The organism is Aeromonas sp. ASNIH1, assembly GCF_002934285.1.
Classification (GTDB): domain Bacteria; phylum Pseudomonadota; class Gammaproteobacteria; order Enterobacterales; family Aeromonadaceae; genus Aeromonas; species Aeromonas caviae.
In genome coordinates, this window is the sequence record NZ_CP026228.1 from 943540 (window position 1) to 959456 (window position 15917).

General features: G+C 62.0%; 17 protein-coding genes. 8 read left to right on the top strand and 9 right to left on the bottom strand.

Annotated elements, in window-relative coordinates; all coding sequences use genetic code 11:
* Positions 1–95: 95 nt before the first annotated feature.
* Positions 96–1358, top strand: a complete 1263-nt coding sequence (gene brnQ, locus C2U37_RS04540) for a branched-chain amino acid transport system II carrier protein (protein WP_052130460.1) — start codon at positions 96–98, stop codon at positions 1356–1358.
* Between the two features lie 89 nt (positions 1359–1447).
* Here the strand turns inward: brnQ and C2U37_RS04545 are convergent, their stop codons facing one another.
* The 3 genes from C2U37_RS04545 to zur are packed head-to-tail and all read right to left on the bottom strand — an operon-like array spanning position 1448 to position 2590.
* Positions 1448–1675, bottom strand: a complete 228-nt coding sequence (locus C2U37_RS04545) for a hypothetical protein (protein WP_039039956.1) — start codon at positions 1673–1675, stop codon at positions 1448–1450.
* 5 nt (positions 1676–1680) lie between these two features.
* Positions 1681–2142: a chemotaxis protein CheX gene (locus C2U37_RS04550; RefSeq protein WP_010673043.1), complete on the bottom strand. Its 462-nt coding sequence runs from the start codon at positions 2140–2142 to the stop codon at positions 1681–1683.
* Complete coding sequence (gene zur / locus C2U37_RS04555) at positions 2132–2590, bottom strand: zinc uptake transcriptional repressor Zur (RefSeq protein ID WP_010673042.1); 459 nt, start codon at positions 2588–2590, stop codon at positions 2132–2134. The genes C2U37_RS04550 and zur overlap by 11 nt, the downstream gene beginning before the upstream one ends.
* A 136-nt stretch (positions 2591–2726) precedes the next feature.
* Between zur and dusA the strand changes: the two genes are divergently transcribed.
* On the top strand, positions 2727–3713 hold the full coding sequence (gene dusA / locus C2U37_RS04560; protein WP_010673041.1) for a tRNA dihydrouridine(20/20a) synthase DusA: 987 nt from the start codon (positions 2727–2729) through the stop codon (positions 3711–3713).
* A 2-nt stretch (positions 3714–3715) separates the two neighbouring features.
* A complete protein-coding gene (locus tag C2U37_RS04565; RefSeq protein WP_010673040.1) occupies positions 3716–3865 on the top strand; it encodes a hypothetical protein in 150 nt (49 codons plus the stop codon).
* Positions 3866–3947: 82 nt separating this feature from the next.
* Here the strand turns inward: C2U37_RS04565 and C2U37_RS04570 are convergent, their stop codons facing one another.
* On the bottom strand, positions 3948–4373 hold the full coding sequence (locus tag C2U37_RS04570) for a hypothetical protein (RefSeq protein ID WP_029313758.1): 426 nt from the start codon (positions 4371–4373) through the stop codon (positions 3948–3950).
* Positions 4374–4486: 113 nt separating this feature from the next.
* The gene (gene hupA / locus C2U37_RS04575; protein ID WP_005305063.1) at positions 4487–4759 is read right to left on the bottom strand and encodes a nucleoid-associated protein HU-alpha; all 273 of its coding nucleotides are present in this window, start codon (positions 4757–4759) and stop codon (positions 4487–4489) included.
* A gap of 338 nt (positions 4760–5097) precedes the next feature.
* On the opposite strand from hupA, the gene C2U37_RS04580 reads away from it, so the two are divergent.
* Positions 5098–5580: an Rsd/AlgQ family anti-sigma factor gene (locus C2U37_RS04580; protein WP_029313757.1), complete on the top strand. Its 483-nt coding sequence runs from the start codon at positions 5098–5100 to the stop codon at positions 5578–5580.
* Between the two features lie 102 nt (positions 5581–5682).
* Positions 5683–6069 carry a PilZ domain-containing protein gene (locus C2U37_RS04585; RefSeq protein WP_029313755.1) on the top strand — a complete coding sequence of 129 codons (387 nt, stop codon included), beginning with the start codon at positions 5683–5685 and terminating at the stop codon, positions 6067–6069.
* Between the two features lie 52 nt (positions 6070–6121).
* On the opposite strand, the gene radA is transcribed toward C2U37_RS04585, so the two are convergent.
* Positions 6122–7486: a DNA repair protein RadA gene (gene radA, locus C2U37_RS04590; RefSeq protein ID WP_010673036.1), complete on the bottom strand. Its 1365-nt coding sequence runs from the start codon at positions 7484–7486 to the stop codon at positions 6122–6124.
* Positions 7487–7586: 100 nt separating this feature from the next.
* Here radA and C2U37_RS04595 point away from each other — a divergent pair, with 100 nt between their 5' ends.
* Positions 7587–9962, top strand: coding sequence for a PilZ domain-containing protein (locus C2U37_RS04595; RefSeq protein WP_104451901.1), 2376 nt, complete (start codon positions 7587–7589; stop codon positions 9960–9962).
* A 56-nt stretch (positions 9963–10018) separates the two neighbouring features.
* On the opposite strand, the gene C2U37_RS04600 is transcribed toward C2U37_RS04595, so the two are convergent.
* A complete protein-coding gene (locus C2U37_RS04600) occupies positions 10019–10924 on the bottom strand; it encodes an alpha/beta hydrolase family protein (protein ID WP_043153013.1) in 906 nt (301 codons plus the stop codon).
* A gap of 28 nt (positions 10925–10952) precedes the next feature.
* The gene (serB, locus tag C2U37_RS04605) at positions 10953–11957 is read right to left on the bottom strand and encodes a phosphoserine phosphatase SerB (RefSeq protein WP_041210929.1); all 1005 of its coding nucleotides are present in this window, start codon (positions 11955–11957) and stop codon (positions 10953–10955) included.
* 193 nt (positions 11958–12150) lie between these two features.
* On the opposite strand from serB, the gene C2U37_RS04610 reads away from it, so the two are divergent.
* Together C2U37_RS04610 and C2U37_RS04615 are read left to right on the top strand one after the other, a co-directional pair.
* Entirely contained in the window at positions 12151–12759 is a 609-nt protein-coding gene (locus C2U37_RS04610; RefSeq protein ID WP_010673032.1) for an AhpA/YtjB family protein, read from the top strand.
* A gap of 85 nt (positions 12760–12844) precedes the next feature.
* The gene (locus C2U37_RS04615; RefSeq protein WP_199770532.1) at positions 12845–15070 is read left to right on the top strand and encodes a sensor domain-containing diguanylate cyclase; all 2226 of its coding nucleotides are present in this window, start codon (positions 12845–12847) and stop codon (positions 15068–15070) included.
* Between the two features lie 64 nt (positions 15071–15134).
* Here C2U37_RS04615 and deoD read toward each other — a convergent pair whose 3' ends face one another.
* On the bottom strand, positions 15135–15851 hold the full coding sequence (deoD, locus tag C2U37_RS04620) for a purine-nucleoside phosphorylase (protein ID WP_005341325.1): 717 nt from the start codon (positions 15849–15851) through the stop codon (positions 15135–15137).
* Positions 15852–15917 lie beyond the last annotated feature (66 nt).

Consider the following 15917-nt stretch of genomic DNA (forward strand, 5'->3'; position numbering starts at 1 on the left):
AAATAAAAAACTATAACAAGCAATAGTTTACAAGACAGACGAGGTTGAACTTGACGAAATCACTCACATTGTCCGATGTACTCGGATTGGGCTTCATGACCTTTGCGTTCTATCTGGGCGCAGGCAACATCATCTTCCCGCCCCTGGCCGGCTTCATGGCGGGTGAGCACCTCTCCCTGGCCATGCTGGGCTTCCTGGTCACCGCCGTGGGCCTGCCCCTCATCACCATCATCGCCGTCGCCAAGGCTGGCAACGGCTGGGCCGGCATGACCAAGCTGCTGCCGACCGGCGTGGCCACCGCACTGGCCGTCGCCATCTACATCATCATCGGCCCGGCCTTCGCCGCCCCCCGTACCGGCCTGGTGGCCTACGAGATGGGCCTCAAGCCCTTCCTTGGCGACATGGGACCATCCGGTCTGGCTGCCTACACAGTACTGTTCTTCGGCGTGGCCATCCTGGTCTCCCTGAACCAGGGCAAGCTGATGGATGCCATCGGCAAGTACCTGACCCCGCTGCTGATGCTGCTGCTGCTGACCCTGGCCATCGGTGTCTTCGTCGCACCGCAAGGAGGCATGCCTGCCGCATCCGGTGACTACCAGAGCACCCCCTTCGTGAAGGGCATTCTGGAAGGCTACAACACTATGGACACCCTGGCGTCCCTGATGTTCGGCGCCCTGATCGTCGACCTGCTGCGCCAGAAAGGCATCCATGACTACCAGAGCCAGTTCAAGTACCTGGCCATCGCGGGCATCATCTCCGCCATCGGTCTCTCCGTGGTCTATGTCTCCCTGTTCCAGCTGGGTAACACCGCTGCCGGCGTCGCCACCGACGTGAGCAACGGCGGTGCCATCGTCAACGCCTACGTGCTGAGCCTGTTCGGCCAACCGGGTCAGTTCATCCTGGCTGCCATCATCACCCTGGCCTGCTTCACCACGGCCGTCGGCCTCATCTCCGCCTGCTCCGACTTCTTCCACAACCTGACCGGCATGAGCTACAAGAAGCTGGTCGTGCTGCTGGGTGTCATCTGCGGCGTCGTGGCCAACGTGGGCCTGAGCCAGCTCATCAGCCTCTCCATTCCGGTGCTGGTCGCCATCTACCCGGTTGCCGTGGCGCTGGTGCTGGTCACCTTCCTGAAGGGTTACTTCGGTCGCCCCCGCCTGGTGTTCCGCTCCGTGCTGCTGGTCGCCTTCCTGTTCGGCTGCCTGGACGGCCTGGGCGCCGCCGGCATGAAGATGGATGCGTTCGCCTTCCTGCCGCTGTTTGACAAGGGCCTGGCCTGGTTGCTGCCGACCCTGCTGGCCTGTGGCCTCGGTGTCATGGTGCGTGGCAATGGCAAGCTGGCAGCAGAAGCAGCCTGATAACAGATCTTGACCAAATAAAGAGGCCAGCATTCGCTGGCCTCTTTTTTGTTGGTGCAATCTGGTCCATCCGTTGTGGAGAGCGCTCCTCAGAGTACGGTTGCGGGCTTGGGTTTGCCTGCAAGACCGTACCAGTGATGCTCAAACCGGCCCGCATGCCAGCGCAGGGTGCCCCAGGGCTGGTCAGCCTGCCAGCGCGGGAAGTTGATCTCCACGCGGTTGTCTTCGTACTTGTAGAGAGAGGTGCTGATCTCGATATCCGACAGGATAAGCAGCACCACCCCACCGATGACACTCCATTTCAGCATCTTCCACATGGCGATTACTCGAAGCAGATCTCGATGGTGGCACGGCCATACTCCGATTCGAACGGCATCATGATCTTGGCGCCGTCGGCCCGGTGAGTAATGGTGTGATTGGGACCGGAGACGATGACCGGGGTCGCCATGTCGAACTCATAGCCCTTCTCCCCCAGCATGCGTTTGGCGCCGCCCGTCACCATGTTGGTGATCTCGCCCACCATGTCGGTCACTTCCTCGTTGATGGTGGCCGGCGCCTCCCCCAGCATGCGACGCATGATCTCCAATGCCAGCCCCTTCTCGAAGCTGATGGAGAGGGAACCCCGGGTCTGCGGACCCACCATGCCAATCAGGCCGGAGACATCTCCCCGAGCCAGCTCGTCCGTCTTGCGCTTGGGCGCGCCCGGTTTGAGTTCCAGCTGTGCCATGGTGGAGAGCACGTTGAGCAGGGAGAGCAGGAACGGGTTTACAAAATCAGCCTTCATCTTGACTTCCTACGGTAGCGGAACAGCGGGCACATTGACCATGGGCTTCTATGGTCTTGTTGGTAATAGTAAAACCATGCTGATGAGCCTGCTCGGAAAAGGCGCCGTCGATGGCGGGATCGTGCAGCTCCACTACCTCACCGCAACGATCGCAGATCAGCAGTTGCATCGGGTGGGCATGGTCGAAGTGGCAGCAGAAGATGAAGGCGTTGAGCGACTCCACCTTGTGGGCAAAGCCCTGTTCGAGCAGGAAGTCGAGCGCCCGATAGACGGTAGGTGGTTTGGCATGAGCCTCGGTCTGCTGCAACTGGGCCAGCAAATCATAGGCACTGATGGCATTGCCGTGGGCGGCAAGCAGCCGGAGCACCTGGCGCCGTGTCGGGGTGAAACGGATCCCGCGCTGCTCGCAGAGGCGTTCCGCTCGTTGTAGAAGTTGGTCTTGATTCATGTTCACGCAGATACCCTGTCAATTAGCCGGATACTATCACAGGGCCCCCAGTGCGCGGCGACAAAATTCATTTTCTGGGGCTGTCTCACGTTGTGATAGAATCCCGCCCCTTGTTTGGCCAACCCGGATGATTTTTATGCAGGCGCAGCGCTTTTCCATCGCCCCCATGCTGGACTGGACCGATCGGCATTGCCGTTATTTCCACCGTCTGATGACCCGCCAGACCCTGCTCTATACCGAGATGGTGACCACGGGCGCCATCATCCACGGCAAGGGCGACTATCTGGGTTACAGCGAGCAGGAACACCCTCTCGCCCTGCAACTGGGTGGCAGCAACCCGGCAGACCTGGCCCGCTGCGCCAGGCTCGCCGAGGAGCGCGGGTATGACGAGGTCAACCTCAACGTCGGCTGCCCTTCCGATCGGGTGCAAAACGGCCGCTTCGGCGCCTGCCTCATGGGCGAACCCGCGCTGGTGGCTGATTGCGTCAAGGCGATGCGCGACGTAGTCGACATTCCGGTCACCGTGAAGACCCGTATCGGCATCGACGAGCAAGACTCCTACGAGTTCTTGCAGGCCTTCATCGAGCAGGTAAGGGACGCCGGTTGCGATACCTTCATCGTCCATGCCCGCAAGGCCTGGCTGAGCGGTCTGAGTCCGAAAGAGAACCGCGAGATCCCGCCCCTCGATTATCCTCGCGTCTACCGGGTCAAGCAGGATTACCCGGATCTGACCATTGCCATCAACGGCGGGGTGACCAGTCTGGAGCAGACTCTTGAACATCTGCAGCACCTCGACGGGGTCATGATGGGCCGCGAAGCCTACCAGAACCCCTACATTCTGGCCCAGGTGGACAATCTGGTGTTCGGCGAGAACCGTGCCGTGCCGAGCCGCCACGAGGTGGTGCGGATGATGCTGCCTTATATCGAACAAGAGCTGGCCAAGGGCAACTACCTCTCCCACATGACCCGCCACATGCTGGGGTTGTTCCAGAACATGCAGGGGGCGCGCGCCTGGCGTCGCCATCTGAGCGAGAATGCCTGCAAGCCGGGGGCCGACATTCAAGTGGTGCTGGACGCCATGGCCAAGGTGCCGGAGTTCGCGCCAGCCGACGCGGTGGAGTGATCATGTACCGCTTCACAGGATCCTGGCTGCACAAGGCCCTGGTGCGTCTGTGCGCCGGCCTGCTCACCATTCTCGGCATCAAGCTCAGCGCCTTCTATTTCATCGGGCTGCTGATCGTGCTGGGGCTGCACCGGGACCAACTCCTGGGCTGAACGCCACCTCTCTCGAACAAGAAAAAGCCGGCGCCCCTGCGCCGGCTTTTTTGTCACCACGGAGGCGGCCCGACAGTCTGGCTTACTCCTCCTGAACCATGAACTGGAGTTCAGGGGGAGAAGAGGTCAGCACATCGGCGCAGTAATCCCAGGTCGAGATGCGGTAGTGCTGCAAATCTTCATCCAGGTGCAGTCCATCGGATTCCTGATGGAACCAGCTGGCGAAACGGGACGGGGTGATGAGCTGGATCTGCTCCTCGATGACGTGGCTGTCCCGCCCCTCCGCCAGATCGCAATCCTCCATCACCCGCACCGCGAAGATGTGGCGAAAACTCACCCGGCACAGGGGCAACGGAGGCAGATCGATGCTGCGAGCACGCCCCAGCATGACGGTCAGGGTGTCGCTCCAGATATCCTGATGCAGTTCGGCCACGACCAGGCCGGGAGGGAGTTGACGAGAGGGAGCCCAGGGGACGGCTACCTGCCGAATGGCATTTTTCTGTTCCATATCCACCTCGCTACAGCGCATGCCATATCCTGAGTGTATCTGAAACAAATTTTGACGAAGATGGCAAGAAAAAACCCGGCACAAGCCGGGCTTCATTTGATTACAAGACGACCTTATTTGACGGCGTCTTTCAGCGCCTTGCCAGCCACGAAGGACGGCACATTGGCAGCTGCAATCTGGATCTCTTTGCCGGTTTGCGGGTTGCGACCGGTACGGCCCGCGCGATGGTTGACCTTGAAGGTACCAAAACCCACCAACTGAACGGCATCGCCCTCTTTCAGGCTCTGGGTAATACCATTGATGATCTCTTCCAGAGCGACTTTGGCCTGAGCTTTGCTGAGGTCTGCTTTGGCGGCAATTGCATCGACAAGTTGAGCTTTGTTCATAACATTTCCTTTATGATCGGGCATTTAGCACCGGGCCACTCTATTCAAAAAAAAACACTCAGGCAAAGGCTTTATCAGCCGGATTGGCTTGAATGCTGGGGTTTTCATCAAGATCTGCGGAAATAGTCACATATATCGCCCCCTTGTCCCCTGGATGGGCGACAGGATGCGAAGTACCGGCGGGGAGAGGCATGCAAATCCCCGCCTGATGTAACAATATCCCTACACTCCTATTGACGGTCAACTGGATTTTCCCTAGTTATAGGAGTGTCGTCAGTCGATGAGAATGACCGGAGGCATGCGACCCGAGAGCCGCATGTCATGCCCATGGAGGGACTATGTTAACTGAACTGGAAAAAACCAAGCGCGCACTGGCAGGCAAGCACAGAGCAATAGATGACTGGCTGGATGCCAGACAGGCGTTGCTGGTCGAGTACATGCGACTGGCAGGCCTCATGCCCGCCAAGTGCAAGCAACGCACCCTCCCAGGCCATGTAGAACTGCAACGTTTTTGCGAACAACTGGTCGACTACGTCAGCGCAGGCCATTTCGAGATCTACAACCATGTCGTCACCGCCTTTGAGCAAGCCAGCGGCGACAAACTGGAGCTGGCCAAGCGCATCTACCCCCATATCCGTGCCTGTACCGAATTCGCGCTGGAGTTCAACGACAAGTACAGCAACGCCGACGAAGCCCAGTTGCTGCAACTGGACGAGGATCTGAACCAGCTCGGCCCCGTGCTGGAGGACAGGTTCAAACAGGAGGATCGGCTGGTCAAGGCGCTGCAGGTGGTGGAATCCCTCAGCCATCAGCAGGTCTGATATTCAATATCGGAGCCAGTTCAATATCCTGGCGTGCCAGCTGGATTACACTCTGCAACATGAAGAATGAGCATCTTGCTCGCACGCAGACCGGAGACGACCATGGCCGAGCGCCGCCACTTTACTCGGATTTTCTATTTGACCGCCGCCAAGCTCACCCAGGGTGAACACCAGTGGCGCACCCAGCTGGTCGATGTCTCCCTGCAGGGAGCCCTGCTGCTCAGACCCGAGGATTGGGTCGCCAGCGAGGACAAGGAGTACGAAATCTGCTTCGTGCTCGGGGGCAGCGACATCGAGATCAAGATGCAGGTCGAGCTGACCCACGAAGCCAGCAAGAAGCTGGGGTTTTACTGCCACCACATCGACATCGACAGCGCCACGCACCTCAAGCGGATGATCGAGCTGAACATCGGAGAGGAGCAACTGCTCCATCGCGAGCTGGAGCAGTTGCTGCAAGAGCACCGAGACCACGTCCCCCCCGAATCCTGAGCGGGCAGGCAGAAAAAAAAGGAGCGTCCATACGCTCCTTTTTCATGGTCGGTTACAGGGCCTCGAGGGCATCTGAGAGTTTCTTCACCGGCACCACCTCCATCCCCTCGATGGGATGTTTGGGCGCATTGGCATGCGGGACGATGGCTCGGCGGAAACCGTGCTTGGCCGCCTCCTGCAGTCGCTCCTGACCCGAGGGCACGGGCCGTATCTCGCCGGAGAGTCCCACCTCACCAAAGACCACCAGATCCTTGGGCAGGGCCTGATCCCGGAAGCTCGACACCATGGCCAGCAGCAGCGCCAGATCCGCACTGGTCTCCTCGACTTTGACGCCACCCACCACGTTGATGAACACATCCTGATCCGCCATCTGCAACCCGCCGTGACGATGCAGCACCGCCAGCAGCATGGCGAGGCGGTTGTGGTCCATCCCCACCGCCACCCGGCGCGGATTGGAGAGCTGGGAGTAATCCACCAGCGCCTGCAACTCCACCAGCAGGGGGCGCGTGCCTTCCCAGATCACCATGACGATGGAGCCCGGAGCCTGCTCCTCCCCGCGGCTGAGGAAAATCGCGGAAGGGTTGCTCACCTCCTTCATTCCCTGCCCGGTCATGGCGAAGACCCCCAGTTCGTTGACCGCACCGAAGCGGTTCTTGTGGGAGCGCAGGGTGCGAAAACGCGAGTCGTGCCCGCCATCCAGCAGCACGGAGCAGTCGATGCAGTGCTCCAGCACCTTGGGACCCGCCAAGGTGCCGTCTTTGGTGACGTGGCCCACCATGAAGATGGCCACATGATTCTGCTTGGCATAGCGTGTCAGCAGCGCCGCCGACTCCCGCACCTGAGAGACGGACCCCGGCGCAGACTGCACATCCGCCACGTGCATCACCTGGATGGAGTCGATGACCATGATCTGAGGCTGCTCCTGCTGAGCGATGAGGCAGATCTGCTCGACACTGGTCTCGGACAACATGCGCAGCTTGTCCGTGGGCAGACCCAGCCGACCGGCCCGCATCGCCACCTGTTGCAGTGATTCCTCACCGGTCACATAGAGGGTCTTCATGCGCTGCGCCAGGCCGCACATGGTCTGCAGCAACAGGGTCGACTTGCCGGCCCCGGGGTTGCCGCCGATGAGAATGGCCGAACCAGGGACCACGCCGCCACCGAGTACGCGGTCCAGCTCCTTGAAGCCCGAGCTGAAACGGGGGATCTCCGTGGTCGCGATCTCCGCCAGGGTCTGCACCTGGCTGCCGACGGCGCCCGCATAACCGGTATAGCGAGCGCTCTTGCCGGGTGTCGTCACCCCCAGTCGCACCTCGGTGATGGTGTTCCATTCCTTGCACTCGCTGCACTGGCCTTGCCAGCGGGTGAAGTCGGCTCCACATTCGGAACAAACATAGGCGGTTTTGTTTTTGGCCATGGATAACTCGGGGACAGGATGAATTCCTGCTTGATATACTTGTTTGCGACCGGCAGATCAAACCCAGAATCGGAAAAGTGACTTTCCGCGGCAGGAATACATGGATTCAGAACAACCACTACATCTGATAGAACAACTTGTCCCCCTGCTCCGGGAAAAGGACTTCGACGAAATCTTCAACCGTCTAACCCAGAACGAAAATACGAACAGCCGGTTCCTGCTGAAGATGGAACTCAAGCGCAAGTGCACCCCCTGCCGGCGCGTCATCGACATGCGCAACGAGCTGGGCGCCCTCTGTCAGGTGCATGAGTTCGACGGGGTGACCCACTTCATGCCCGCCGAGGCCATCGAGCTGTTTCAATCCCAGTGCTACCTCTACCGGGACAGCTACACCCTGGGGGTCTACGAGGCGCTGCAAGCCTGGTACAAACTCAACCAGGGGCGCAGCGACAATCTGGCGCTGCCCATCAGCCCGTTTCGTCCGTTCGATGTCAGCGCCATCCCCTTCGCCAGCCATTACGGGCGACAGGAAGAGCGCATGCACTTCAGCTCTCCCATGGTGCTCCAGCTCGCCAACGGCGAGAAGATCCTCGCCAAGAGCTCCGACATCTCCCTCGGCGGCATCCGGGTATCCGTGCCCTATCTGCCCGACTACCAGACAGGCGACCTGATAGCCGTCTTCTTCACCGGACTGGAACGCGATCATCCCCATCCCCTGCTGCGTGACCCGGTCAGCTACCAGATCCTGGGGGAGGAGAGAAAAGAGGACAAATTCTGGCTCAGGCTGCTCAAGAACGGCGAGCATCCGGTGTTCGACGAGTTCCTGCGCGACTTCATCGAGCGCAACCGCAGCCGCTATCGCGTCAGCGTCGACTACCTGCTCTCCGCCGCCGTCATCAAGGGGTATGAGCAGTTCTATCTGCCGCGCATGACCGGCATGCCCCTCTATTTCGGCAAGGGCAGCGTCCCCGCCCTCGAGATCGCCCTGCGCACCGAGAACAACCAGCACATTCTCGAATACTGGCGCGACGCCAAGAACCGCGACATGCTCGCCAGCCTCTTCACTGCGGCCCGCATGCCCTCGTTGCTCCCAGGCAAAGAGGGGCTGCGCGAGACGCTGATCTACAGCTTTACCCATGCGGTACGCAGCCACCTCTACTTCTTCTCCGCGACCCGGGAGGAGCTGGAACAGAGCGGACTGACCGCGCTCTTCTTCCAGATCGGCGCCCGCCGCCCCAGCTGGCGGGTGTACAAGTTCAGCATGGAAGCCTGCACCCTGCGGGAGGCCGACCTCGACAACCCCCAGGGCGGGGCGAGCCAGTTGCAGGACAGGCTGCTGCGCGAGCGCCTGGCCCAGCTCGGATACGTGGGCATGCTGCAGGAGATAAACCTGGACAACCAGCGCGACGAGTTCCAGCGAGAGACGGGTCAGGAGCCGCTCAACGCCAACGCCTTGCAGCGCTTTGGCCATGACATCCATGCCGCCCCCTTCGAGATAGAGACGCTGCACTATGTGCAACTGCGCAAGGAGGCGCGCTACATGCACAAGACGGCCATCGTCTTGCATCACAAGGAGCGATCCTGGGTCGGCTGGACCCGAGACATCTCTGCCCACGGCATGCAAATCGAGCTGGAGGAGCCGTTCGACGGGGAGAAGGGAGACATCATCACTGTGGCTCTGCCCCGCTTGCAGGAGCTCGCCAGGAACATGGACCTGCAACGCCTGCCCTATCGGCTGGTCAGCCTCAACCTGAGCAGAACCGTGCTGCATCTGTGCATCGAGGGGACGGCTGAGCGCCATACCGGCCACCAGTTCTTCAGCCTGCTTATCGAAAGCAACCAGAACAAGCTCAAGACCACCCGGGAGTTCAATCGCTATCGCGGCATGGCCAGGGCGCTGCGCAACCTCTACACCCACCACCTGTTCAACACCCCCGTCTATGTGAACAAGCTCAAGGCCGCCCCGAAACTGGCCGCGGCCGGCCTCTCGCCACAGCCACGCAGCCTTTCCCGTCTGCTGCGCATCTGTGCCGAGCAGGATCAGCAGTTGAACCTGTATCCCCTGTTCCAGGGGGCACTGCTCAAGGCCCTGCTGCTCAATCCCCTGCGCGCCATCGAGCGGGAAGACAAGCCGGAAGAGGAGGAGGTCTACATCGCCGCCCTCCATTCCCAGGGGGGAACCCCCCTGTTTCGCAGCCACCTGGCCAGCAGCTTCAGCTCACCGGATCAAAAGCGCCGTTTCATCGAACTGGCCCGGCAACAGGGAGAGTTCTATTCGGTACTGGTGGGTATTTCGCGCACCGGCCGCCCGGACACCAGCTTCATCGCGGGTGAACTGGACTACATCGCCAAGTTCGCCATTCACAAGGCCAAGAAGCTGGAAGAGGAGCTCTGGAGTGTCGTGGGCGTGGGTGAACTGACCGATACCACCGAGGCGACCCTGTTCCGCCTTGGCATACCATCCGGGCCCCGCTAGCCAGCAGGGCCGGGAGACAACAAAAAACGGGCACGCAAGTGCCCGTTTTTTGTCTATCAGGCAGCCTGGGGGTTACGCAGCCAGGCGAGGATGTCGGGGAAGTGATCCTCCTGTGCCTGGGGGGCCGTCAGCATGTTGATGTGGTCGTAATCGAGGCGGTTGCCGTTGTCCCGCCCAAGGCGGGTGTGGCGGGCGGCCGAGCCCATCTCGTCGCTGAAGCGGCGCACGTCGACGGGGTGGCCAAGTACCTTGTCCGCCTTGGCGGAGATCATCCAGAGCGGGGGCCAGTTGACCCGGCTCGCCGCCTCGTCATAGGCGAAGCCGTCAAAGGGGTCCAACCAGGGCCCGCACTTGACCCAGGGGATGGTCTCCTGCAAGTAGCGCAGGGGCTCATCATCGGCCCCTATCTTCAACCGGCGGGCGGCCAGAAACCCCCGGCGGCGCGCCAGCCAGGGGGCGAGCCGGTTCCAGATCAGATCCACCTTCAACCAGCGCTCCGGGTTCTGCACCGAGACCCCCCGCTTGGTGCCGAAGAACACCAGGCTGGCAACCTGCTCCGCCAGCTCGGGGAAGCGCACCAGGGTCGAGGCCATGATGACGCCGCCCCAGGAGTGGGCCATCCAGTGCACCCGGGCACCGGCATGGCGGGCCGATACCCAGCGCTGCAGGGCGGGCAGATCCTCGGTGATCAGCTCATGCTGGCCGTGGCCGGCCCGCTCGGCGATGGTCGGTGTGCTCAGACCCCGACCACGCAGATCCGCCACATAGACCTGATACCCGTGGCGAGCCAGAAAGCAGGCAAGCCCCTTGCCCGATTCGGTGTAGAAGATGCGGCCGTTCTCGATGGCCCCGTGCACCATCAGGATGGGGTCGGCATGCACCGCGACACCGGGCTGGATATGGCGCACATGGAGTCGATGCTCACCGCAGGGGACAAACAGGGATTGCTGTAACAGTTCCATCTCGTGATCGGCTCCTCCTTGAGCGGGATCAGCACCAGCGTCGGTCGCGACAAGCCAGGGCGCCGAGCAGGCAGAGCACCCCTTCCAGATCGTGGTGATTGAGGGTCGCCGCCGCCTGGGCACGTACCAGGGGTTTGGCATGAATGGCAATGCCAAGCCCCGCCACCGCCATCATCTTGAGATCGTTGGCACCATCGCCGACCGCAACCGTCTGGGATGCAACCACCCCGTACTCCGAGGCCAGCTGTTGCAGTGCTTCGGCCTTGGCGGCGGCATCGACGATGGGGCCGCTCACCTTGCCGGTCAGCAAGCCCCCTTCCACCGCCAGCTCGTTGGCGAAAATGGCATCCAGACCCAGAGCACGCTGCAACTCGCCGGCAAAGCGGGTGAAGCCACCGGAGGCGATCGCCACCTTCCAGCCAGCCTGCTTGAGGGCATCGACCATGAGTGGCAGGCCCGGCATCCAGGGCATGTCGGCCGCCACCTCGTCGAGGATGGTGACCGGCGCCCCTTCCAGCAGCGCCACCCGGGCACGCAGACTGTCGGCAAACTCCAGCTTGCCCTGCATGGCCGCCGCGGTAACGGCCGCCACTTGCTCACCGACCCCGGCCAGCCGCGCGATTTCGTCGATGCACTCTATCCTGATCGCGGTGGAATCCATGTCCATCACCAGCAGACCGGGCTCACTCAGGGTAGGCAGGGCGGCCAGATGACACAGGTCGATGTCCCACTCCTGGGCTTTGAGCGCCTGCACCAGCTCGGGGGAAAAGCGGTTGGTGCCAAGCAGCAGCAGCGGAATACCGGCCTGCTCCCCTGCGGGATAGAGGCTTGACTCAAGCCCCAGGGCATCCAGCTGCTGGGCCAGGCGGGCCAGATGACCGGCCTCCAGCCCCTTGCCAAACAGGACAATCCAGGCGCTGTCGTGGGCGTTGGCCGCGGGCAGCAGGGCTTCGTTGGTGAGCTGCCAGCAGGGGGCACAGCTCAGGGCCCCGGACCAGTCGTGCAGGGAGCGGGGAAGTTGGGACAACAACATAAGAGAGACGCCTTCCTTGGAAATCATGGGGTTCATCATGCGGGCCCAGAGTAGCGTATTGCTTTTTGTACAGGCAAGCGCCAAGATCCCGCCTGCGGTGCGGGCAGACATGGAAACAGACCACCCTGTTTCCCGCTTCGCGGCACCGGGGCACCAGCCAGCCCCGCTCATCCATTACCAGAGGCCCGGTTCTGTGCGTCATCTTCCCATCAAACGTGTTGTCAGCCTGGCGGCGGGAGTCCTGCTCGGTCTCTGGGTGCTGGTGCTGCTCATCCACATGCAGGGAGAGAGCCAGGCCGCCCTGCACGCGGCGGCACGGGACAGGGCACAGGCGCTGGTCGCCTATGCCGCCCGGGACATGCGCCGCTGGATCAAGGAGGATAAGGAGAGCGAACTGGAGAGACTGGCGCAGGATCTGGCCGCCGAGCCTGACATTCTGGATGTCACCCTCTATGACGCCCGCGGCATTCCCCTCGCCCAGTCGGACAACGCCCTGCCGCTGGACAGTCTGCTGCCCATCGGCAGCGACAACAAATCCCTGCCGGAGCAGGGCAAGGGGCGCATCCAGTTCGTCCAGGAGATCCAGGACGGAAACCTGACCCTGGGCTATCTGAGGATCACCCTGGAAGAGCAGAAACTGCTGGCCGCACAAGATACCCATCTCAAGGTCAACCAGGAGAAACAGCGCCTGATGCTGCTGGTGATGCTGCTGGCCGGCCTGCTCATCTCCTACGGGGTGCGTCGCAACTACATGCGGGTGCGCAAGCACAAGAAACAGAGCAAACCCGCCGCTCCGCAATAAGCGGGAGTGGATCACATCCTCCGGCTTGTATATAACACTGGCAAGATCACTGGCAGGAGAGCCACATGATTGCCCCCCCTTGCCGCTGGATGAACACAGTCGACTGGAACGACTGCGCATCCTCGGCCTGCTCGACCACGAGCCCATCCATCAGCTTGATCGCCTCACCCGGCTCATCACCCGGCATTTCGCACTCCCCATCGCCATGGTCTCCCTGACCGACGTGAACAGGCAGTGGTTTCTCGCCCGCACCGGGGTCGATATGTGCGAGATCAACCGGGAGCACTCCTTCTGCGGTCATGCCATTTTGCGCCCCGACATCATGCAGGTACCGGATGCCAGACGGGATCTCCGCTTTGCCGACAATCCGCTGGTGACCGATGATCCCGGCGTGGTCTTCTACGCCGGCCGCCCCCTGCGCGCCCTTGATGGCGTGGTGCTCGGCACCCTCTGCCTGGTGGACCATGTGCCGCGCCATCTCGATGAAGAGGCCTGCCGGGATCTCGACGACTTCGGCCGCCTGGTGGAGAACACCCTGCACGATCTGGAGCGGCGCCACCAGGTGCGCACCCTCAACCAGGTGCTGGAAGACAAGGAGCACCTCTTCACCCTCACCTTCAACCAGTCGTCGGTGGGCATGGCCCTCTCCTCCCTCGAGGGGAAATGGCTGAGAGCCAACCCGGGGCTGGAGCGGCTGCTCGGTTACAGCGAGCACGAGATGCTGAGCCGGACCTGGCTCGCCATGACCCATCCCGAAGATCTGCAACGGGAGCAGCCCCTGTTCGATGCCCTGATCGCGGGGCAACGGCAGGATTACCGGCTGGAGAAGCGGATGATCCGGGCCGATGGCACCCAGTGCTGGGTCCAGCTCAGCGTGACCCTCTGCCAGAGCCGCACCATGGCCCCCCACATGATCGCCGTGTTTGCCGACCTCACCGAGCGCAAACAGGCCGAAGCCGAACTCGTGCGGCTGCAGCAAGGGCTCGAGCAGCAGGTGCAGTCACGGACCCGGGAGCTCTCCCGCACGGTGGAACAGCTGCATCAGGAGATGCGCGAGCGCGGCGCCATGCAGCAGCAGCTGTGGCAGGAGCAGCGCCGCTTGCAGCACATGCTGGAGCACACCAGCAATGCCTTCCTCGAGCTCGATGCCGATTTCATCATCACAGGCTGGAACCCGGCCTCCACCACCCTGCTCGGCTGGCACGCCGACGAGATGCTGGGCCGTCCCCTCTTCGGGCTGCTCGGCGCCGAGCATCCCCTGCTGAGCCTGTCAGGCAACCCGCAGAGTCCGCCACGGCGGCTGGAGTGCGACATCATCACCCGCGCAGGCCGGCACATCCCGGTCGAGGTGATCGCCGAGCGTTACCAGTTCGACGGCAAGGTGCGCATCGCCCTGTTTTTGCACGACATCACGGCCCGCCGCCAGGTGCTCGCGGAGATCGAGCGTGGCCGTGCCCGACTGCGGGCCATCACCGATGGCCTGCCGGTCACCATCAGCATGGTGTCGCCCGAGGGGCGTTACCTCTTCGCCAACCAGGCCTATTGCCGCTACTTCGGGCTCGATACCGAACAGATGCGGGAAATGAGCGTGCGGGACGTCATCGGCGAGGAGGCCGACGGCAGGGCCATGGCCTATGTGGCAAAGGCCCTCGCCGGTGAACAGGTGAGTTTCGAGCGCCGCTTCGATCTGCCCATAGGTCAGCGTGACCTCAGGATCACCATGATCCCGAGCCGGGGCGACGAGCCCGGGGTCTACATCCTCGGCAGCGACATCACCGAGTTCAAGGCGCTGCAAAGCCAGCTGGAACACGAGGCGGCTCACGACCCCCTCACCGGCCTGCCCAATCGGCGCGCCTTCACCCTGCGCCTCTCCCGGGAGCTGGAGCGGGTGCGCCAGAATGCCGAACCCCTGGGCCTGCTGTTCCTCGATCTCGACGGCTTCAAGGGGATCAACGACAGGCTGGGACACCACGTCGGCGATGCCCTGTTGCAACGCTTCGCCCAGGTGCTGAGTGCCGAGGTGCGCCCGGGGGACATGGTGGCGCGCCTGGCAGGTGACGAGTTCACCATCATACTGCCTGCCCTGCGCCAACCCGCGCAGGAGCTGCCTGCCCTGTGCGAGCGGCTGCTGGCGGCCATGGCGGTTCCTGGGGACGTGGCTGGTCATCAGCTGCCCCTTGCCGGCAGCATAGGGGGCGCCCTCTGCCACTCGGGCCAGTATTGTCACATCGACGATCTGCTGCACCGGGCCGATGCCGCCATGTACCAGGCCAAGCAGTCGGGCAAGGGGCGCTTCGCCCTCGATCTCTGACCGTGCTTCGCAAAAATGCAAAACGGCGGCCCGAGGGCCGCCGTTTTTTTATGCGCGAGGGGGATCAGTTGTCACCCAGCAGGACGGAGTCCAGCGCGATTTCGATCATGTCGTTGAAGGTCAGCTGACGCTCTTCGGAGGTGGTCTGCTCACCGGTACGGATATGGTCGGAGACGGTGCAGATGGTCAGCGCCTTGGCACCGTACTCGGCGGCCACGCCATAGATACCGGCGGCTTCCATCTCGACACCCAGGATGCCGTATTTTTCCATGACGTCGAACATGGAGGGGTCCGGGGTGTAGAACAGATCGGCGGAGAAGATGTTGCCCACGCGCACGGCCACGCCCTTGTTCTTGGCAGCCTGAACGGCATTGGCCACCAGATCGAAGTCGGCGATGGCGGCGAAGTCGTGGTCCTTGAAGCGCAGACGGTTCACTTTGGAATCGGTGCAGGCACCCATGCCGATCACCACGTCACGCAGTTTCACGTCTTCACGCACGGCACCGCAGGAGCCCACGCGGATCAGGGTCTTCACGCCGTAGTCGGTGATCAGCTCTTTTGCGTAGATGGAGCAGGACGGGATGCCCATGCCGTGACCCATGACGGAGATGCGACGACCCTTGTAGGTGCCGGTGAAACCGAACATGTTGCGCACGTCGCACACCTGCTCGACGTTCTCCAGGAAGGTTTCGGCGATGTACTTGGCACGCAGGGGGTCGCCCGGCATCAGCACGGTATCAGCAAAGGCGCCATCTTTCGCATTGATATGAGGAGTTGCCATTCTCTTTATTCCTTCACACTAGGTTGAGTTTTATTGTCTTTATGGATTGTCCGCTGCCTGCGCGGC